We start from the raw sequence: 18846 nt of genomic DNA on the forward strand, positions 1-18846 counted from the left end.
GGCCAGCTCGTCCAACGCGCGCCACACCGTCGCCGGCGACGCCACCGGCCCGAGCACCCGATCTTGGTGACGCAGCGTGTCGATATCCGAGATCGCTTCACCACCGGCGACCAGCATCGTGGCCACATCCACCAGCACCCGGCCCCGGTCATGACCCAGGACGAACCCGCGCCGCGCCAGGGCCCTCGAGAGCGTCTCGGTCAGGCCGACCCGATCAGCCAGCAGCCGCACCGCGACACTGCCCGCCTGGGCGACCACGCCCGACCCGTCACCCGATACCGCCAACCCGCTCGACCACGAAGTACGCCTCACCTACCAAGTGCCTTCCCGCTCAGGAACTTTGAACTGTCGTAAGTCCAAGTATCCCGTTGCAGGACAGGCACTTCCGTACTTTCACACCCCGGACACGCCGATCACTCATGCACGATCGAGGCTGACGGGGCCTCGGGTTCGGGCTCAGTCTCCAAAGTGGGCGCCGCGGCCCAGTCGGTCGCCGGCGTCCACTCCGGCTCGTGAGCAGCCGTTGCCCAATCCTCCGCAAGTGCGGGTTGAGCCTCAGAGTCCCAGGTGGGCTCCGCGGCCCACTGGTCGGCCAACGCAATGTCGACCTCAGCCTCGGGCGTCCACTCCGGCTCGTGGGCAGCCGCGGCCGAATCCTCGGCCTGCGCTGGTCCGGGCCCATCCTCCCGGGTGGGCTCCGCAGTCCCCGCGGTCGCGGGCATCCACTCCGGCTTGTGGGCAGCCGCGGCCGGATCCTCGGCCTGCGCTGGTCCGGGCGCAGCGTCCCAGGTGGGCTCCGCTGCCCACTCATCCGACGGCGCGGGCTCGGCCTCAGCATCCAAGGTCGGCTCGGCGGCCCGCTCGGTCGCGGACATCCACTCCGGCTCGTCAGGAGCCGCGGCCGAAGGCGTGGCTGACGCTGCCTCCTCGCTGCTAGCTGTACTGACCGGGGACGTTAGTCGACGCTTGCGGCGCTGGTAGAACTCGCGTCAGGGTCGCGGCATCGCCGGTGACATCCACGCCATGCGCGATAGCGGCGGGCAGAGGCATTGCGCCTTGCAGGAGGGCAACCAGTACCGGCCCGGGGCCTGCAACACGCGCCAGGGGGCTGACATCGCGCTGGCAAGGGTTCACCGTGATGGTCCCGGCGGCGGCGGTGAGGTCGAAGCCGTCGTCGAAGGTGCCGAACCGGATCACGATCGGTGGCTCGTCCGGTCTGTGATCCGCGAGGAGGAAGCGTGCCGGTTGGCTGAGCCAGTGCATCTGGAAGATCGCATCACTCGGCGCCTCTGGAACCGTCGGTGCACCCCACTTCAGAAGCTCGCGCAGCACTCCGTCCAGGGCCCGGCCACGCTCGGTAAGTCGATACGTTGGCGTGCCCGGGATTCCTGGGGCGGGCTCGCGGGCGACGACACCGTTGGTCTCGAGGTCCCGCAAACGCTGGGTGAGCAGGTTCGTCGCGATGCCAGGCAGGCCGCGCTGGACTTCGCCAAAGCGCAATGCTCCCCCGATCAGCAGCTCACGCACGATCAGGAGAGTCCACCGGTCACCGACGACATCTAAGGCGCGAGCGATCGAACAAAGCTGTCCGTAGGACTTCACCTGAACCCCCTTGACTTTATCAAGCGCCTGCTTGAAAGTATCAAGCACCATTCTCACACCAAGGAGAGCCATGCCCGCCACCCTGTCTTCTGCCGCACCTCAGACACTCAAGGACTACTACCGGATCCTCGAGTCCGGCATCGACAGTTACCAGGACGGGGCTGACCTACGGCCTCTGCTGGATGACCACCTCGACTTCACGGGCTCCCTCGCTGGACACCTCCCCGACGCCACCGATGGCTTCCTGGGCGGGGTTGCCGGGTTCATCGCGACGGTCAAGCAGATCGAGATCATCCACGACGTGCACGGCACTAACAGCTCCGCCGTGCTCTACACGGCGACCATGCCCGGCGGTCCCATGACCTTCGCGGAGTTCTTCACCTTCGACGGCGGACGCATCGCGTCCTTGAACCTTCACTACAGCGGCCCCGAGTACATCGAGAAGGGTGGACGATGACAGCACAGAAGGACCTGGTCGAGCGAGTTCGTGACGCGCTAAGAGCTCGCAACCCTCGTGAGGTGTCGATGTTCGGGGGAGTGTCGTTCATGGTCGAGGACCGGATGGTCGTCGCCGCTCGTCGGGAAGGGACGCTCCTGCTACGCATCGACCCCACTGACGCGGAAGACCTGCTCACCCGTCCTGGTGCTCACCCTGCGCTCATGGGCGCAGACCGCCCCATGGGCGACGGCTGGATCAGCGTCGAGCAGGCCGCACTCCAGGGACCTGGGCTCGAGTCCTGGCTCGAGCCAGCACTCACCTTCCATGCAGCGCAAGGCGCCGAGTAGAGACCTCTACTCCAACTCCATCATCCGGTGGCCGGTCGCAAACGCGGCCGGCCACCGATCTATCTCAGGAGGCACTTTGAGTCATCGCAATGCCGCGCTAACCCCACGTCATCGTCTACGAGTCGCACGCCTCGTCATCGAGGAAGGATGGCCGATCAGCGAAGTCGCTGCCCGCTTCCAGGTGTCGTGGCCAACCGTGAAGCGGTGGGTCGACCGCTACCTTGCTGGCGAGCCGATGCAGGACCGGTCGTCACGGCCGAAGTCTTCGCCGAACAAGACGAGCAAGAAGACGACAAAACGGTGCGTGAGCCTACGAATGCGCCTGAGGGAAGGGCCTATTCAACTCGCAGCCCGACTCGGCGTCGCCCCGGCCACGGTCCACCGCATCCTCACGACCGCGCGCATGAATCGACTTTCCTACGTCGACCGTGCTACCGGCGAGCCGATCCGCCGATACGAACACGACCACCCTGGCTCGCTCGTGCACGTGGACGTCAAGAAGCTCGGGAACATCCCCGACGGTGGGGGCTGGCGATACGTCGGGCGACGTCAAGGATCGAGGAATCGTGCCGTCACTCCCGGCAAGCCGAAGAACAAGTGGCGCAACCCCAAGCTCGGGTATGCGTTCGTGCACACCATCATCGATGACCACTCGCGCGTCGCCTACACCGAGGTTCACAACGACGAATCCGCTGTCACCGCCGTCGGAGTCCTGCATCGAGCGGTCGAGTGGTTCGCCGACCGAGGGGTCGCAATTGAGCGCATCTTGTCCGATAACGGTGGTGCGTACCGTTCTCATCTGTGGCAAGACGCGTGCGAGGCCCTATCGATCACTCCGAAGCGAACGCGGCCATACCGCCCACAGACCAACGGCAAGGTCGAGCGATTCCACCGCACCATGGCCGACGGTTGGGCGTATGCGCGCTGCTACACGAGCGAGAACGAACGCCGCGATGCCCTCCCCGACTGGCTCCACGAGTACAACCAGCACCGACCACACACCGCCTGCGGAGGCCAGCCGCCCTTCTCACGATTGATCAACGTCCCCGGTCAGTACAGCTAGCGGCCGGGGCCGGCAGCGCGGCCAGCTGCTCGGCCAGTTGCTCAGCAGTGGCGGTGGCGTGCAAATGCACCGTCACATCACAGTGCTCCAACAACAACTGCATGTGCGCATCCGCCCGCGCCTGCGCCAGCGTGTCCGCCGCACCCGACCTCAGGATCTGCTGCGCAAGATCGTCGATCGCGGCCCACGCCATCCGGGAATCCTCCACGTGATACAGCCCGTCCCACCGATCCAACGACTCGCTCTCCCCGCGCTTATGCAACCCCCGCAACTCCCGGGACGCCGCCACCCGCGCCGCCACCACCTCACGGCGCCAGCCGCGCCAACAAGCTCCGCGTCCGCCGCAGCAACGGCCCCGCCGTCTCACTCCACCCGCCGACCGGGTCCGCCCGCGCGACCATCCGCATCACGATCTCGTCCTCAACCGGCGCCGGCGCATCCGAGAGTTCCTGATGCAGCAACCCGGCCCGGAACGCCTCCAACCGCCCCGCCCGCATCTGATCCACCAGCAACGGCGCCCGCAGCGCCAACTCCACCGCCGTCACCACCCGGCCCTGCGCGACATGCACACTCACCCCAAGACACGGCGCGACCAACTCCGGCGCCTGCGAATGCAACGCGACCCGCCCCACGAAATCCGACCCGAACTCCTCCTGCGGGAACTCCTCCCGCATCGCATCATCATCAACCCGCGCCACCGCCACCAGCACGTCGTTGACCAACCCATCCAACCGGTTTCGCAGCACCTGCACATCAGCGACCAACGCCAGCAGCCCGGCAACCTCCAGCGGCATCCCGCCGGGCGTGATGGAAGCGACCGCGTCCAAGGCGGCAGCGACGGCGAGTGGTGCTTCCAGACGAAAACTCTAATCGAACATACGCGCTATTTCAAGGCCGATACCCCAACTTTTTGGGCGGTTCCCGGCCCGTGCCGACGCTGACGGGCCGTGCGCTACGGGCACGCACTACGGTTCCCCCGGCCTACACACCTCGCCGCTCGCCCGGCTCGGAGTGGGTCGCGACAGCGCCAAAAGCACCCCGGACGCCTGCGCCCAGGCAGCGGCTTGGTCGCGATTGCGGTCGCGCCCACGAAGTCGCCCTTCCGCCAGACCTCGAGGTCCCTGCAAATCTCGCTGATGAGGGCGTTCTCCTGGCGCGTCGCTTCCCGGAAGGTCAACGAAAGCTGTTGTGCCGGTGAGTCATTTGCTGACTGTCTCGCTGGGCGGCGCTTGCCCTTGCGCACGCGGCTTGGCATGCGCCACGCACCGTAGCTCACCTCTGGTTGGTCCTCGCCGTGGGCTCGAACATCCCACTCAGCCATGAAGTTCCTCCGTGACACCAATGTCGTCTCGGCCCTACGGGTGCGTGGCCGCCGTGACCGTGGCCGAGATCGAGCGCGGGGTGGTCAAGCGAGAGCGTTCCGATGGGGCCCAAGGCGCGATCTTGCGTCGGTGGTTCGACGAGCGCGTTCTGCCTGCTTTCGACAACCGGATCGCGCCTTTCGATCCCGCCGCCGCTCGCGTTCTCGCGACCCCTCGGATTCCGGGGCACGCACCCCTAGACGACGCGCTGATCGCCGCGATCGCTTAGGCGCGCGGCCTCGTGGTCGCCAACCCCACTACGCGGCACTTTCAGCCACTCGTGAATCCTTGGGACTGAAGGGCCACTTGAGCGGGGTCAGCGGGCAGCGGCGACCTCGGCGCGCACGAGCGCGGCAAAGGCATCGATATCGGCTTCGCTGGTGTCGAAGGAGCACATCCAGCGCACCTCGCGCCGGGCGGCGTCCCAGTCGTAGAACTTATACTGCCGGCGCAACGGATCCGCCACCCCAGCCGGCAGCGTCGCAAAGACGCCGTTGGCCTGCGTCTCCTGCGTGAACTCCACCCCGGGCACATCGGCCAGCGCCGCCCGCAGCCGAGCCGCCATGGCATTTGCATGCCCGGCGTTGCGCTGCCACAGATCGCCCTCGTAGAGCGCGATCAACTGCGCCGAGACGAAGCGCATCTTGCTCGCCAGCTGCATATTGAACTTGCGCGAATACACAAGTCCCGCAGCACGATCGGGATTGATGACCACGATCGCCTCCGCGCCGAGAGCACCATTCTTGGTGCCGCCCAGCGAGACGATGTCCACACCCGCCTCGGTCGTGAACTCCGCAAAGGGCACCCCGAGCGCGGCAGCCGCATTGGACAACCGCGCCCCGTCGACGTGTACGGCCATCCCCAAACCATGCGCGTGATCACTCAGCGCCCGGATCTCCGCCGGCGTATAGAGCGTCCCGAGTTCGGTCGACTGCGTGATGGACAGGGCCAGTGGCTGGGCGCGGTGCTCATCGCCATAGCCCCACGCCTCGAGGTCCACCAACTCGGGCGTCAGCTTGCCGTTCTCGGTGGGCACGGTCAGCAGCTTCAGGCCCGCGACCCGCTCCGGCGCTCCGCCCTCGTCGACATTGATGTGCGCCGTCCGCGCGCACACGACCGCACCCCAGCGCGGCAGAATCGACTGCAGCGCAGTGACATTCGCGCCCGTGCCGTTGAAGACCGGGAACGCCTCGGCCGCCGACCCAAAATGCCCCCGGACGACATCCTGCAGGCGGGCGGTATAGGCGTCGCTGCCATACGCCGACTGGTGCCCGCCGTTGGCGGCGACGATGGCCTCGAGGACCTCCGGATGAACTCCCGAATAGTTGTCACTGGCGAATCCGCGACGCTCGGCGTCGTGCAGGGCACTGGTAGTCACGCCCGCATTATCGTCGGCCCGCTTGGTCGCGACCGCACTGACGACACTCACGCGAACACCGCCGCGATCTGATCACCGAGCGCATCCACATGCGTCCAGGCCCCATAGTCCTTGCCCGGATTCGCCGCGAGCTCGGCATCGGTATAGAGCGCCATCACCCGGATGACCTGCGCGCCACCACCCGCCTTCCCCAGCTCATGCCCAAGCGCACGGGTCCACGCCTCCGCCGCCCCCTTAGCCGCGAGATAGTTCGCATTGCTCGCGCGCGGCGCGTCGAGACCGGTCGTGCTGACGATCACCAGCCGCCCCCCGGCTGCAGCGAGCGCCGCGAAGAACGCCCGGCTCGTGTGCCGTAGCGTGTCGATCACCCGCGTCGAGAGGAAGTCCCAGTCCGCGTCGCTCTGGCCGGCCACGCCACCACCGCCGCGCCAACCGCCCACGAGGTGCACCAGCCCGTCGACCGGACCCGCCGCCACGACGCCATTGGCGTATGCCGTGACCGCACCCGCGTCGGCGAGGTCGGCGTCGTCCCGGGTCACCGCGACCACGTCATGCCCCGCCGCCCGCAGCGCCCGCACCACCGCCTGCCCACTAGCGCCGGCCGCGCCGGCGACCACGATGCGCCCCATCAGCGGTCCGTTCCGGTGATACCGGCCGTTGAGGCAATGACATCCCGCATCTTGCGCTCGAAGGCTTCGTAGAACATCGACAGTGGGAACTCATCGTCCATCACCAGGTCGGTTAGGCCCTTCGGCGGCCCGTCGAGCGGGAGGTCACCGCGCTTCCATACGGACGCGGGGTGCGGCTCGACGGTGGCCGACACCAGGGCATAGGCCGCCAGCCAGTGGGCGACCTTGGGCCGGTCGATCGACTCCCAATAGAGCTCCTCGATCGCCGCGCCCAGGGCGTTGACCACATCGGGGACCAGATCCCAGTCCACAGACAAAGCCCCGTCGGTCCAGTGCAGCACCCGGTTGCGGTGCAGCCAGGCGAAGAGCAGTTGACCGCCGAGCCCGTCGTAGTTGCGCACGCGCACACCGGTGATGGCGAAGCGGAAGATCCGGTCGAAGATCACGGCATACTGCACCAGCCGCGCGCGATCGGCGAGGAGCACCTCGTCCTCGTCCGGGGCGGCGAGCGCCGCGATGCGCCGCTCGATGTGGACCGCTTCGCGATAGGCGGTCAGGTCGCAGCGCAGTTCTTCGAGCGAGTAGAGGAAGTATGGCATCCGCTGCTTGATCATGAACGGATCGAAGGGCAGGTCGCCGCGCATGTGCGTCCGGTCGTGGATGAGGTCCCACATGACGAAGGCCTCCTCCGTCAGCCCCTGATCGGCGAGCATCCGACGGACACCCTCGGGCAGCACGAGATTGGTGACGTGGGCCGCGTGGGTCACGACGCGGCGAAAGCGCGCGGCCTCGCGGTCGGCAAAGATGCCGCCCCAGGTGAAACTCGGGACCTCACGCATCGCCACCGACTCGGGGAAGAGCACGGCCGAGTTGGTGTCATAGCCCGGCGTGAAATCGAGAAAGCGGATCGGCACGAAGAGTTTGTTGCCATAGTCGCCCGCCTCCAACTCGGCGACGAAATCCGGCCAAATCACTTCGCACAGAACGGCTTCCACGAGGCGATTGGTCGAGCCGTTCTGCGTGTACATCGGGAAAACGACGACATGGCGCAGCCCGTCCACCCGGTGCTGCTCGGGGTGAAACTCCAGCAAGGAGTCGAGGAAGTCGGGCACCCCGAAACCAGCCGCAGCCCACCGCTCGAAGTCGCGCACCAGCGCCCGCAGATAGCTCTCGTCGTGCGGCACGTATGCCGTGAGCTCACCGATCGCGGCCACGATCGTCGCGACGTGTTCGCCGGCGACCGCACTCATGTCCGGGTGCGCGAGTGAGCCATCCTTGGCCTGCAGCCCCTGCAGGGCGGAGGCCGCGGCCTTCAGTCGCTTCCAAGGCTCGGCAAAGCCACGATCGGCCAGATCGGCAACTAAAGAATCTACGGTCAATACGCGCTTCATGCTCACTATTGTCTCACGCGAGCGGGTTTGACAGGAAATATGCATGTCATGTTCGCGCTCGACAGACACAAACGGCCTTTCGAGCTGACCTCACCACAACTGTCCGGTAACGTCGCCCTTCGTGACTGACACGCCCACGAGGCAACCCACAGCCATCGACGCGATCGCCGAAGCCCACTTCGCGGCGGAGATCGCGCTCAGCCCGATCACCGGCACGCATTACGGCATCCCCGGCTCGGACGCCCTCCTCGACGATTTCAGTCCCGACGGATACGCGGCGCAGTCCGCACTGCGCCGCGACACCCTCACCAAGCTCGCCGGCGCCGAGCCGCAGGACGATATCGACACCGTCACCCTCGACGCCATGCGCGAGCGGCTCGGCCTTGCCGAGGAGATTGCCGCCGCCGGTCTCGATCGCAGCGAACTCAACGTGCTGGCCGCTCCCTTGCAGTCCATCCGCGGCGTCTTCGATCTGATGCCGACGAGCACCGACGACGACTGGACGACCTTCGCCACACGCCTGACCAGGGTGCCCACCGCCCTGGATCAGTGGATGACCACTCTGATCGCATCGGCGGGCGAAGGTCATGTCGCCCCCATCCGCCAGGTCCGGGCGTGCATCGACCAGTGCGCCAAACTCGTTGCGCCGGAAGGCTATTTCTCCAGCCTTACCACCACCGTCAACGGAGCCGACCTGATCGAGAGCGTGCGCGCGCAGATGGTGAGTGCCATCGGGGAGGCGGCCACGGCATACGGCAATCTGGGTGGGCGCCTCGCCACGCTCCTGGACCGCGCACCCGAAGCGGACGCGTGCGGCCGCGAGCTCTACGCACTCCACTCGCGCTACTTCCTCGGCAGCAGCGTCGACCTCGATGAGACCTATGCGTGGGGTCAGGAGGAGCTTGCGCGGATCGAGCAGCAACGCCGCGAGGTCGCCGATCAGATCCGTCCCGGGGCGACGCCCGACGAGGCGGTCGCGATCCTCGACGCCGACCCGCGCTATCACCTGAACGGCACCGACGCCTTGCGCGACTGGATGCAGGCGCGCGCCGATGAGGTCATCGCCTCCCTCGCCGATGTCCACTTCGACATCCCCGGCCCGGTGCGCGCGATCGAGGGCATGATCGCGCCGACCACCACCGGCGGCATCTACTACACCGGACCCAGTGACGACTTCACCCGCCCCGGCCGGATGTGGTGGTCGGTGCCGGACGGCGTGACCGACTTCACGACCTGGCGCGAGTTGACGACGGTCTACCACGAGGGCGTGCCCGGTCATCACCTGCAGGTCGCCCAGACGGTCTATCGCCGCGACCTGCTCAACAGCTGGCGCCGCCTCGCGTGCTGGACCTCCGGGCACGGCGAGGGCTGGGCGCTCTATGCCGAGCGGCTGATGGCGGAGTTGGGCTATATGGACGACCCTGGCAACCGGCTCGGCTGGCTCGATGGGCAGGCCCTGCGGGCCGCGCGTGTCGTCGTCGACATCGGCGTGCACTGCGGTATGCCCGCGCCCACCGAGGTCGGTGGGGGCGACTGGGACTACGCGAAGGCGTGGACCTTCCTGCGCTCGCACGTGGCCATGGAGGAGCCGATGCTCCGTTTCGAGCTGGACCGCTATCTCGGCTGGCCGGGCCAGGCACCGTCCTACAAGATCGGCGAACGGCTCTGGCTGCAGCTGCGCGACGAGGCGGCAACACGGGCGGGTGCGGGTTTCGACCTGCGCGACTTCCACCGCCGCGCGCTGGACATCGGTAGCGTCGGCCTGGACACGCTGCGCTCGGCAGTGCTGGGCGAGCTCTGAACTCGGTGACGGGCCACCCGCTGGCCGGGTGAGAATACGGGCGTGGATCTGGCCCTGACTCTGACCGTCATTGCGATGACCGTCATCATCGTCGCTCGATTGTGCGAGCAGATCGAGCTGCCCGCGCCGCTCGGCCTGCTGGGGGTGGGAGTGATCGCCTCCTTCGTTCCCGGCGTGCCGACGCTCAGCCTCTCCCCCGACCTCGTGCTTTTTGGGCTGCTGCCGCCCTTGCTGTATGCCGCGGCCCTCAACACCTCGTTGATCGACATTCGCGCGAACATCGGGCCGATCCTCGGGCTCTCCGTCGGGCTGGTGCTGTTCACCGCTCTCGGTGTCGCGCTGGTCGCGTCGGCGCTCCTGCCCATTAGCTTCCCGCTGGCCTTCGCGCTCGGGGCCATCGTCGCTCCTCCCGACGCCGTGGCAGCAACGGCCGTGGCGCGCCAAATCGGCCTGCCACGGCGGATCACGACGATCCTCGAGGGCGAATCGCTCCTGAACGACGCCACCGCACTCGTCGCCCTGCGCACCGCCCTCGCGGCGGCCGGCCTGGCGATCGCCCATGCCGGCGCGGACGCCCACGTCGAACAGGTCAGTGCCGCATCGGTTGCCCAGGACTTCGCCATCGCGGCCTTCGGCGGCGCAGCGACCGGCTGGCTCGTCTTCGTCGTCGTCGGCTTCATCCGCAAGGTTCTCGTGGAAACAGCGGCCGACACGGCCTTGTCCTTCGCCGTCCCCTTCGTCGCCTATGTGGCCGCCGAGAAGGTCCATGCCTCCGGTGTCATCGCCGTCGTGGTTGCGGGGCTCTTTCTCGGCCACCAGGCACCCGTGCTCCAGAGCGCTCCCTCCCGCCTCTCGGAGCGCGTCAACTGGGCAAGCATCACCTTTCTCCTCGAGAACGCGGTCTTCCTCCTCATCGGGTTGCAGATGGCCTCGATCCTCGACTCCGTCCGCGCGGGCGATCTGACGCTGGGCCGCAGCGTGCTCGTCGGATGTGCGGTGCTCGCCGCCTGCTTGATCCTGCGCCCGCTGTGGATGCTCCCCTTCACGTATGCCAGCGCCCGCTCCTCGGGCGATGCCTCCGACCGCATGCGCGCCGGCGTGATCGGCTCGTGGGCCGGTATGCGCGGCGTGGTCACCCTCGCCGCGGCGCTCACCCTCCCGGACAACACGCCATACCGGCCGATGCTCGTCCTGGTCGCACTGATCGTGACGGTCGGAACGCTTGTCCTCCAAGGCTTTTCGCTGCCGTGGTTGTGCCGGGTCTTGGATGTGCGCGGCCCGGATCCGCGTGAGGATGCCCTCGTCGAGGCAACCGTCGTCGGGGCGGCCGCGGGTGCCGGGCTGCGTGCCATCGAGGCCGACCCGGACACCGACCCCGGCGTGCTGGCGACCCTGAAGAGCCAGTCCGCCGCCCGCGTCAACCGGATCTGGGAGCGCCTGGGCAGCCAGCAGAGCGAGACGCCGAGCGAGACCTATCGACGCACCCGGTTGACGATGATCGCGGCCGAGCGCGCGGAGTTGCTGCGCATGCGCTCGACCGCCGCAGTCGACCAGCACGTGCTCACCGCCGTGCTCAACTCCATGGACGCCGAGGAGGCGGCGCTCACCTGGGGCGCGCACCGCGCGGCACGCGTGCGCGAGACGCCTCTCCGCCCGCCTGATGCGGTCACCGCGGCGTGTGCACACCTTCAGTCCGAGGCTCACTGCGTCGTCCCTGATACCCCCGACGGCTGCCCGGCGTGCCTGGCCGAGGGCCTGACCTGGGTGCACCTTCGGATGTGCACCGAGTGCGGTCATGTCGGGTGCTGCGACTCGTCGCCGGGCAAGCACGCCTCCGCGCACTTCCACGACAGCGGTCACCCGGTCATGCGCTCACTCGAGCCCGGCGAGGCGTGGCGTTGGTGCTTCGTGGACGAGGCCCTCGGCTAATCACAGCGTCCAGCAGTTGGAGAACTGCGGCAAGCCGGCGAAGCGGGCTTCGAGGAAGGCATAGGACTGGGCCGCATTGTCCAGCACCCCACCGACGTGGCCAGGCGAGACGACGGTCGAGAAGTAGACATTGGCACCCTTGCTGCACCAGCTCTTGGCCATCGCCTTGCCCACGGCATACGGGATGACATCGTCGAGCACGGAATGCACGACGAGGGTCGGCATGGCCGGCTTGATCGTGCCGATCCGCTGTTGCGCAACCATCGTCTTGAAGGGTTCCTGGGCCAGAATCGTGCTCGCCGGCACCCCGGTCGCGGACAGGGTCTCGGTGCGCACGAAGGCGTGATTGGCCAGGTCGGTGACGCACTCGCCCTCGACCTCGTCCATCGCCTGGCGGCCCGCGGCGTTGAGATAGGGGCTCATGTCGACCCCGTAGCCCGCAGCCAGGCCGCGCATCCCGTAGAGCGCGAACTCGGCATAGAGCGTGCCGTCGAGATTGGCGAGCACAGCGGCCAGGTCGGCAGGGACCGCCGACGCGACCGCGCCCTTGACCCGCAACTCGGGGGCGTATGACGCAGCGAGCTCGGCCGCCGCTGCCGACGCGCCGCCACCTTGCGAATAGCCAACGAGGCCAACAGGATTCGAGCTGGACAGGCCCGATCCCGCGAGGCGCTGGGCGGCACGCACGGAGTCCAGCACAGCCCGTCCCTGGACGACCCGGTTCATATAGGTGTGCACGCCGGCAGTGCCGAGGCCCTGGTAGTCGGTGATCGCCACGGCATACCCGCGCTCGATCAGGCCCTTGATGAAGATCGACTCGTACTCGAAGCCCTCGGACTGCTGCCGCGACGGCGCGCAGCGGTCGGCCAGCCCCTGCGTGCCGACGGCGTAGCCGACGATCGGCCGGTGCCCCAGACCGATCCACGGCGCCTTGGGCACGAGCACGCTGCCAGAGACCGCGACCTTGGCGCCGCTCCGGTCGGTGCTGGTGTAGAGGATGCGCTTGGAGGTCATCACGAGCGAGCTCAGCCCGGCCGGGTCGACCGAGAACGTGAGGTTCTCGCTGCGGATCACATCGCCGGCATTCCCGCTGATCGCGGCCGGCGCCTCGTAGAACGTCGGGCGCGGCGGCTCGGTCGCGCCCGTGGCCGGCCCGGCGAGGGCGAACGCGCCGAGGACGGCGGCAGTGGCGGTGACAACAGAACGACGCATGGGTTCGGAACCTTTCGGGTGAGCAACGCGAAGTGGCTACCCGCAGGTAACTAGCGGATCAGAATAGCGCAGGACATGCCCGTATGCCGCCGCTCACCCACCGTTGGCATCTCGCCGACGACGTGACCCTCGTCGCGCGTCGGTCAGGCCCAGCTTGGCGGCGGCGGGGGTGGCGCCGAGCCGCCGCCACCGCCCGCGGACTCCTCGACCACCGGCGCGGCTGCGACCGCCGGCGCGGCTGCGGGCGCCGGCTCGACAGAAGGAGCCGGGGGCGCGGGCGGCGCGGCCGCAGCCTCGTGCGCCGCGCGGACGGCTCCGGGCGGGGGCGGCGGGGCGCCGGGCGCGCCGAACCCGGGCGCAGCTGCTGGTGAGAGCTGGAGGTTGAGCTGCCCCGAGCCCTCCAGTGAACGCAACTGCTCCATGATCCGCTGGTAGTCGGCCGACGAACCGGGGCGGCCCGCGGCGTTGAGATAGGTCAACACGCCCAGGTCGCGCAGCAAGCGATCCGCGGGTCCACCCGGACCCCCACCGCCACCCGGCGCTCCCATGGGACTGCCGCCCATCATGCCCGCATTGGACATGGCCGAGTCAGCTTTCTGCTGCAGATCCATCGCCGCGGCCTTGGCCTTGTCGAGAAAACCCATGACAACCTCCGAATCGATGCGGCTGAACGTCCCAAACGATAGGTCCGGAGGGCGGCTTTCGCCTACGGTTTGTGCAAGAACGTCGGTGACCCCGCCGGCCATACGGAGAGGAACGCGAATGACCATCCACGGAAGCTTGTTCACCGATTTCCGAGAGAAGGAGACGCAGGACCCGTTCTCGCTGCAGAACAAGAAGATGTTGCGGGTGGACATGCGCTACGGCGAGGTGATGGCCCGGGCCGGCTCGATGGTCGCCTACCAGGGCGATGTGCGCTTCACCAAGCAGAGCTCCGGGCTGGGGCGGATGTTCAAGTCGGCGGTGACCGGCGAGGGCGTCACGATGATGACCTGCTCCGGGCAGGGCGATCTCTTCCTGGCGGACGAGGCCAGCGAGGTGCAAATCATGTATCTGCAGGACGACGCGATCTCGGTCAACGGCCGAAATGTGCTGGCCTTCAGCAACTCGATCCAGTGGGACATCCACCGCATCCAGGCCCGTGGCGCCGCCATGACCGGCGGGCTCTACAACGTCTCCCTGCGCGGCACGGGCTATGTCGCGGTGACCACCAAGGGCGACCCGGTGGCCCTCGACGTGGCCAGCAGCCCCACCTTCGGTGACGCCCAGGCTGTCGTGCTGTGGACGGCGGGCGTGCGGATGGACGTCCGCGTGGACACCGGTGGCATCGGCTCGATGATCCGCGGTGGCACGGGCGAGCTGCTGCAGATGGCCTTCTCGGGCCAAGGCTATGTCGTGGTCCAGCCGAGTGAGTCGGTCACCGACGGCGGTCACCAGCAGCAGTCCGGCGGCTCCAGCAGCATGCTGGGCGGCCTACTCAGCTGACGCCTGGCGGTCAGTGCCCGGGCTGGTCGCTCGGGTACTGCGCCGGGAAGGCCGTCGCGCCGTCGGCCGGGGCCGGCTGGTCCGCTGCCGGCCCGTCCGCGGCGGGAGCATCCGGCCGCTGCTCGGCAACCTTGTCCAGGCCGGTCCCGAGCGCCGCGCTGAACTTGGCGACCTTGTCGTGGTACTTGCCATCGGTGCGCTCGTCGACAAGCGTGGTGGCCTTGGCCACCCAGCCGTCGACCTTCTCGCGGTTGTCGTGAGTGAGCGTGCCCACCTGGGCGCGCACGCCGTCATACGTCTTCTGGGCGAACTTGCCGAATTCGTCGAGCCGACGCTCGAGGTCGAGGTCGTCGACAGCCTTCCTCAGCGATTCGTTCATGGCCATGGGGAATCCCCTCCTGCGTGGATCCGTAGCCGCCCGGTGGCGGCCTTACCGTGCCATTCAACGTGATCGGCGAGCGCGATTGTTCCCTGCGCCCGGCCTTCCGGCACCGATCCCCGGCGGATCCGGGGCAACCCTGAGCCCGCCTCAGTCCTCGCGCAGGCAGACCAAATGAGCGACGAGCGCCGTCCATCCGGTCTGGTGCGTGGCGCCCAACCCGGCTCCGGTGTCGCCGTGGAAGTACTCGCTGAAGGTCGGGTGCGCCTGCCAGAGGGGATGGGTCGGTATGTCGCGTGGATCGCTCGGGCGACGCCCGTCCGGTCCGATGCGAAACAGGCCCACCAGCCGGCGGTCGATATCGTCGGCGACCTCGGCGACGCCGATCAGCCGACCCGACCCCGCTGGGTACTCGACCTGGACATCGGCGGCCATGCCCCCGGCATACCGGCGCAAAGCGTCGGTGAGCAATACATTGACCGGGAACCAGATCGGGCCGCGCCAGTTGGAGTTGCCGCCGAAGAGGCGTGAGTCCGACGCACCCGGCACATAGCGCACGGGCAGGTCGGCACCCTCCAGTTGCAGCGTCGTGCCCTCGCGATAGGCCGCCGACATCGACCGGATGCCGCCGGGCGCGAGGAACTCCGACTCATCGACCAACCTCCGCAGCAGCCGGACCAGCCGGTCGGGCGTCAGGACCGAGAGAGTGTCCGGTGAGCCGTCAGCGAGGTGCACGAGCGCATCGAGCAACTCGGGCCGGCGCGCCTGCAGCCAGGCCCGGTGCCCGGTGAAGTCGGGCAGGGTCGCATCCACCCAGGCGGGCATATTGGCCACGCCGATCAGCGGCAGCAGCCCGACCATCGAGCGCAAGCGCACCTTCTGCGAGCTGCCGTCCGCAGCCACGACGACGTCGTAATAGAAGCCGTCCTCCTGATCCCAGAGCTCGACATTGTCGGAGCCGAAGAAGTCCATCGCCTCGGCGATCGCGAGGAAGTGCTCGAAGAATTTCGTCGCGACCTCGTCCCAGGCCGGCTGGGTGCGTGCCAACTCCCAAGCGATCCGCAGCATGAGCAGGCAGTAGAACGCCATCCAGCTCGTGGCATCCGACTGCTCCAGGCGCGAGCCGTCGGGCAGGGGCGCGCTGCGGTCGAAGGGTCCGACATTGTCCATCCCGAGGAAGCCGCCCTCGAAGAGATTGGAGCCTTCGGCATCCTTGCGGTTGACCCACCAGCCGAAGTTGAACAGCAGCTTGGTGAACACCCGTGTCAGGAACTCCTGGTCGCGACTGCCGTCGATGGTGTAGACCTGCCACGCCGCCCACGCGTGGACCGGCGGATTGACGTCGGAGAAATTCCATTCGTAGGCTGGCAGCTGACCATTGGGATGCATCGCCCACTCCCGGCACATCAGCACCAGTTGCTCCTTGGCGAAGTCCGGGTCGACGTGCGCCAGTGCCACGCAGTGGAAGGCGAGGTCCCAGGCCGCGAACCACGGGTACTCCCATTCGTCGGGCATCGAGATGACGTCGGCGAGCGAGAGGTGTCGCCAGCTGGTGTTTCGGCCCAGCGGTTGGCGGGCCAGCCGTTCGCGCGGCGGCGCGGGCTCGGCGGGGTCGCCCTCGAGCCATTGCCGAACGTCATACCGATAGATCTGTTTGCACCACTGCAGACCGGCGAACGCGCGCCGGGCGATGAAGGCGTCCTCGGGCGGCACGTCGGCGGGGATCACGGCGGCATAGAAGGCGTCGGCCTCGCCGTGGCGCGCGTCGCGGATGGCGTCGAAATCGGCGAACGGGTCGGCCGTGCGCACGTCGCCGTCGCGAATCAGCCGCAACCGGATGGTTACCGACTCCCCCGGCGCGACCGCGTCCCAGTGCCACCAGAAGGCGGCCTTGGTCCCGTGCCCGCGCCGCACCATCGAGGCATCGCCATGGACCACGGCCGCATTGATCGCGTCCTTGGGGTGCTTGCTGCCGCCGGGCACACCGAAGGTCGCCTGCTGGTTGGTCTCGTTGTCGCAGAAGAGGATTCGCGGCTCGGCGTCGGCGACGAGCAGGTAGCGACCGAGGTAGCCGTGCTCGGCGATGATCGCCGACTCGTCCTTGGGGCCGCGGGCCAGGCGCAGGCGCGGGACGCGCTCGTCGCGTCCCCAGGACCAGGTGTTGCGGAACCATAGGTGCGGCAACAGGTCGAGTGGCGCCGGGTCGGGGCCGTGGTTGGTCGCCGTGATCTCGACCAGGACATCCTCGGGGCCGGCCTTCGCATGGGTGACGAGCACGTCGAAGAAGCGCGAGTCGTCCAGCACACCGGTGTCGGTGAGTTCGAGCTCGTCCTGACCAAGCCCGCGAGCGGCGTTCTCGGTGACGAGGTGGTCATACGGGAAGGCGCGTTGCGGATAGCGATAGAGGACCTGGGCATAGGAGTGGGTGGGCGTCCCATCGATAGGCCACCAGTACTCCTTGACGTCCTCGCCGTGGTTGCCCTGCGGATTCGTTAGGCCGAAGAGGCGCTCCTTGAGCCGGTCGTCGTGGCCGTTCCAGAGGGCGAGCCCGAGATTGAGGAAGCCGAAGCGATCGGTCAGCCCGGCGATGCCGTCCTCACCCCAGCGGTAGGCCCGGGTGTGGGCGTGGTCGAAGGGGAAGAAGCTCCAGGCATCCCCGTCGGCGGAATAGTCCTCTCGCACCGTGCCCCACTGCCGGCCGGCGAGATAGGGCCCCCACAGCCGCCACGGGCTGTCCGGCCGCTGCGCCTCGCTCAGCCGGGCGTGCTCAGCGGTGGGCGGCATCGGCTGATCGGTCACGGGCCCAGCCTGTCACCTCCGTTATCCGGATGCCGCAGGCGTGGGCAGCCTGTGAACTCCCTATGACTTCACGTGCTCGGCGAGGTGATTGTCGGTGGCGACGTTTAGAGTCCCGGACATGGATTGGCGTTTGGGTGCCGACAGCGGCCGCGCGGTGCAGACCGCCACCCGCTCCCCCGGTGCGCCCAGCCCCGCCGCTGCTCCGGCCGGGGCGTCCGCCCCCGATGGTCGTATGCCGCGTGCCCGCCGCATCCTGCCGCGTCGCGCCTGGCTGCCGTGGCTGGCGCTCGCCCTGGTGGGCGTCCTCGCTGTTGCCGCCCTCGTGCGCACCTTCGCCATCCCGGCCGAATACACCGACGCCAAGGCCCGCGCGGCCGCGAGCCCGATGGTCAGCAAGGCGATAGCGGATGCGGGGCGCCAACCGCCCGCTGCGGCAACGGCATACGGCAAGATCCAGCCGTCCCTGGTGGTGATCACCACGGGCGGCGGCGCGGAGCGCGGCCTCGGGGCGGGCTTCATCGCCAACGCCGACGGCACGATCCTGACGGCCAATCACGTCATCGACGGCGCGACCCGGATCGAGGTCCGCTTCGCCGACGGCACACGCACGACGGCGACGGTCGCCGAGGCGAAGCCGGAGAACGACCTGGCAACGCTCAAACCCGCTCGCCTACCGGATGTCGTGGTGCCGGCCACGCTGGCCGGCGCCGAGGGGATCGGCCAAGACGTCTACGCCGTCGGCAACCCGCTGGGACTGACCTTCTCGCTGTCCGCGGGGGTGATCTCGGCGACCGGGCGCGCCATCGAGACCGAGAGCGGCCCGTTGACGAACCTGATCCAGTTCGACGCGGCGGTCAACCCCGGCAACTCCGGCGGCCCGCTGCTCAACCGGGCCGGCAATGTCATCGGCGTCGTGACCGCCCTCGCCAACCCCTCCAAGCAACCCTTCTTCGTCGGCATCGGCTTCGCCGTGCCGATCGCCGCCGCCGGTGGGGCCGTCCGCGCCGCCCCGATGTGACCGTCAGGAGATT

The 18846-nt window shown here is 68.2% G+C and carries 20 protein-coding genes; 8 read left to right on the top strand and 12 right to left on the bottom strand.

What is annotated here, in order from left to right; translation table 11 throughout:
• From ABD209_RS07605 to ABD209_RS07615, 3 genes are all read right to left on the bottom strand, one after another.
• Positions 1 to 312 (bottom strand): transposase (locus ABD209_RS07605; protein ID WP_344064325.1); only part of this gene is annotated, 312 nt, incomplete at its 3' end.
• A 101-nt stretch (positions 313 to 413) separates the two neighbouring features.
• Positions 414 to 875: a hypothetical protein gene (locus ABD209_RS07610; RefSeq protein ID WP_344064328.1), complete on the bottom strand. Its 462-nt coding sequence runs from the start codon at positions 873 to 875 to the stop codon at positions 414 to 416.
• 58 nt (positions 876 to 933) lie between these two features.
• Entirely contained in the window at positions 934 to 1674 is a 741-nt protein-coding gene (locus tag ABD209_RS07615; protein ID WP_344064330.1) for a winged helix-turn-helix transcriptional regulator, read from the bottom strand.
• Here ABD209_RS07615 and ABD209_RS07620 point away from each other — a divergent pair.
• The 3 genes from ABD209_RS07620 (at position 1673) to ABD209_RS07630 (ending at position 3451) form a co-directional block, all read left to right on the top strand.
• Positions 1673 to 2059 (top strand): nuclear transport factor 2-like protein, encoded by a 387-nt coding sequence (locus tag ABD209_RS07620; protein ID WP_005177618.1) that lies wholly within the window; start codon positions 1673 to 1675, stop codon positions 2057 to 2059. The two genes, ABD209_RS07615 and ABD209_RS07620, sit on opposite strands and share 2 nt — an antisense overlap.
• Positions 2056 to 2388 (top strand): TfoX/Sxy family protein, encoded by a 333-nt coding sequence (locus ABD209_RS07625; protein WP_005177612.1) that lies wholly within the window; start codon positions 2056 to 2058, stop codon positions 2386 to 2388. Before ABD209_RS07620 ends, ABD209_RS07625 begins: the two co-directional genes overlap by 4 nt.
• Before the next feature lie 76 nt (positions 2389 to 2464).
• Entirely contained in the window at positions 2465 to 3451 is a 987-nt protein-coding gene (locus ABD209_RS07630; protein ID WP_344064343.1) for an IS481 family transposase, read from the top strand.
• Here ABD209_RS07630 and ABD209_RS07635 read toward each other — a convergent pair.
• Positions 3426 to 3644, bottom strand: coding sequence for a hypothetical protein (locus ABD209_RS07635; RefSeq protein WP_344064346.1), 219 nt, complete (start codon positions 3642 to 3644; stop codon positions 3426 to 3428). The genes ABD209_RS07630 and ABD209_RS07635 overlap by 26 nt on opposite strands.
• Before the next feature lie 112 nt (positions 3645 to 3756).
• Positions 3757 to 4278: a hypothetical protein gene (locus tag ABD209_RS07640; RefSeq protein WP_344064349.1), complete on the bottom strand. Its 522-nt coding sequence runs from the start codon at positions 4276 to 4278 to the stop codon at positions 3757 to 3759.
• A gap of 514 nt (positions 4279 to 4792) precedes the next feature.
• Here ABD209_RS07640 and ABD209_RS07645 point away from each other — a divergent pair.
• On the top strand, positions 4793 to 5041 hold the full coding sequence (locus ABD209_RS07645) for a PIN domain-containing protein (RefSeq protein WP_344064352.1): 249 nt from the start codon (positions 4793 to 4795) through the stop codon (positions 5039 to 5041).
• An 87-nt stretch (positions 5042 to 5128) separates the two neighbouring features.
• On the opposite strand, the gene ABD209_RS07650 is transcribed toward ABD209_RS07645, so the two are convergent.
• The 3 genes from ABD209_RS07650 to ABD209_RS07660 are packed head-to-tail and all read right to left on the bottom strand — an operon-like array spanning position 5129 to position 8210.
• Positions 5129 to 6190 carry a threonine aldolase family protein gene (locus ABD209_RS07650; protein WP_344064355.1) on the bottom strand — a complete coding sequence of 354 codons (1062 nt, stop codon included), beginning with the start codon at positions 6188 to 6190 and terminating at the stop codon, positions 5129 to 5131.
• A 47-nt stretch (positions 6191 to 6237) separates the two neighbouring features.
• Positions 6238 to 6819, bottom strand: coding sequence for an SDR family NAD(P)-dependent oxidoreductase (locus tag ABD209_RS07655; RefSeq protein ID WP_344064358.1), 582 nt, complete (start codon positions 6817 to 6819; stop codon positions 6238 to 6240).
• Complete coding sequence (locus ABD209_RS07660) at positions 6819 to 8210, bottom strand: DUF6421 family protein (protein WP_344064361.1); 1392 nt, start codon at positions 8208 to 8210, stop codon at positions 6819 to 6821. Before ABD209_RS07660 ends, ABD209_RS07655 begins: the two co-directional genes overlap by 1 nt.
• A 121-nt stretch (positions 8211 to 8331) precedes the next feature.
• Between ABD209_RS07660 and ABD209_RS07665 the strand changes: the two genes are divergently transcribed.
• Both ABD209_RS07665 and ABD209_RS07670 read left to right on the top strand, forming a co-directional pair.
• Positions 8332 to 10011, top strand: coding sequence for a DUF885 domain-containing protein (locus ABD209_RS07665; RefSeq protein WP_344064363.1), 1680 nt, complete (start codon positions 8332 to 8334; stop codon positions 10009 to 10011).
• A gap of 42 nt (positions 10012 to 10053) precedes the next feature.
• A complete protein-coding gene (locus tag ABD209_RS07670) occupies positions 10054 to 11940 on the top strand; it encodes a cation:proton antiporter domain-containing protein (RefSeq protein ID WP_344064366.1) in 1887 nt (628 codons plus the stop codon).
• Here ABD209_RS07670 and ABD209_RS07675 read toward each other — a convergent pair whose 3' ends face one another.
• Positions 11941 to 13152: a lipase family protein gene (locus tag ABD209_RS07675; RefSeq protein WP_344064369.1), complete on the bottom strand. Its 1212-nt coding sequence runs from the start codon at positions 13150 to 13152 to the stop codon at positions 11941 to 11943.
• Positions 13153 to 13295: 143 nt separating this feature from the next.
• Positions 13296 to 13796 carry a hypothetical protein gene (locus ABD209_RS07680; RefSeq protein WP_344064372.1) on the bottom strand — a complete coding sequence of 167 codons (501 nt, stop codon included), beginning with the start codon at positions 13794 to 13796 and terminating at the stop codon, positions 13296 to 13298.
• 118 nt (positions 13797 to 13914) lie between these two features.
• On the opposite strand from ABD209_RS07680, the gene ABD209_RS07685 reads away from it, so the two are divergent.
• Positions 13915 to 14637 carry an AIM24 family protein gene (locus tag ABD209_RS07685; RefSeq protein WP_324387223.1) on the top strand — a complete coding sequence of 241 codons (723 nt, stop codon included), beginning with the start codon at positions 13915 to 13917 and terminating at the stop codon, positions 14635 to 14637.
• A gap of 10 nt (positions 14638 to 14647) precedes the next feature.
• On the opposite strand, the gene ABD209_RS07690 is transcribed toward ABD209_RS07685, so the two are convergent.
• Positions 14648 to 15022 (bottom strand): Rv0909 family putative TA system antitoxin, encoded by a 375-nt coding sequence (locus ABD209_RS07690; RefSeq protein ID WP_344064375.1) that lies wholly within the window; start codon positions 15020 to 15022, stop codon positions 14648 to 14650.
• 144 nt (positions 15023 to 15166) lie between these two features.
• Complete coding sequence (locus tag ABD209_RS07695; protein WP_344064378.1) at positions 15167 to 17815, bottom strand: MGH1-like glycoside hydrolase domain-containing protein; 2649 nt, start codon at positions 17813 to 17815, stop codon at positions 15167 to 15169.
• A 118-nt stretch (positions 17816 to 17933) separates the two neighbouring features.
• Here ABD209_RS07695 and ABD209_RS07700 point away from each other — a divergent pair, with 118 nt between their 5' ends.
• Positions 17934 to 18833 carry a S1C family serine protease gene (locus tag ABD209_RS07700; protein ID WP_344064380.1) on the top strand — a complete coding sequence of 300 codons (900 nt, stop codon included), beginning with the start codon at positions 17934 to 17936 and terminating at the stop codon, positions 18831 to 18833.
• Positions 18834 to 18846 lie beyond the last annotated feature (13 nt).

The sequence above is a fragment of the Nostocoides vanveenii genome (assembly GCF_039531165.1).
GTDB lineage: Bacteria > Actinomycetota > Actinomycetes > Actinomycetales > Dermatophilaceae > Nostocoides_A > Nostocoides_A vanveenii.

Coding starts and splice junctions, on each gene's coding strand:
- ABD209_RS07610 (WP_344064328.1), bottom strand. CDS start 875: ATGTCCGCGACCGAGCGGGCCGCCGAGCCGACCTTGGATGCTGAGGCC.
- ABD209_RS07620 (WP_005177618.1), top strand. CDS start 1,673: ATGCCCGCCACCCTGTCTTCTGCCGCACCTCAGACACTCAAGGACTAC.
- ABD209_RS07615 (WP_344064330.1), bottom strand. CDS start 1,674: ATGGCTCTCCTTGGTGTGAGAATGGTGCTTGATACTTTCAAGCAGGCG.
- ABD209_RS07625 (WP_005177612.1), top strand. CDS start 2,056: ATGACAGCACAGAAGGACCTGGTCGAGCGAGTTCGTGACGCGCTAAGA.
- ABD209_RS07635 (WP_344064346.1), bottom strand. CDS start 3,644: ATGGCGTGGGCCGCGATCGACGATCTTGCGCAGCAGATCCTGAGGTCG.
- ABD209_RS07645 (WP_344064352.1), top strand. CDS start 4,793: ATGTCGTCTCGGCCCTACGGGTGCGTGGCCGCCGTGACCGTGGCCGAG.
- ABD209_RS07655 (WP_344064358.1), bottom strand. CDS start 6,819: ATGGGGCGCATCGTGGTCGCCGGCGCGGCCGGCGCTAGTGGGCAGGCG.
- ABD209_RS07660 (WP_344064361.1), bottom strand. CDS start 8,210: ATGAAGCGCGTATTGACCGTAGATTCTTTAGTTGCCGATCTGGCCGAT.
- ABD209_RS07675 (WP_344064369.1), bottom strand. CDS start 13,152: ATGCGTCGTTCTGTTGTCACCGCCACTGCCGCCGTCCTCGGCGCGTTC.
- ABD209_RS07680 (WP_344064372.1), bottom strand. CDS start 13,796: ATGGGTTTTCTCGACAAGGCCAAGGCCGCGGCGATGGATCTGCAGCAG.
- ABD209_RS07685 (WP_324387223.1), top strand. CDS start 13,915: ATGACCATCCACGGAAGCTTGTTCACCGATTTCCGAGAGAAGGAGACG.
- ABD209_RS07690 (WP_344064375.1), bottom strand. CDS start 15,022: ATGGCCATGAACGAATCGCTGAGGAAGGCTGTCGACGACCTCGACCTC.
- ABD209_RS07700 (WP_344064380.1), top strand. CDS start 17,934: ATGGATTGGCGTTTGGGTGCCGACAGCGGCCGCGCGGTGCAGACCGCC.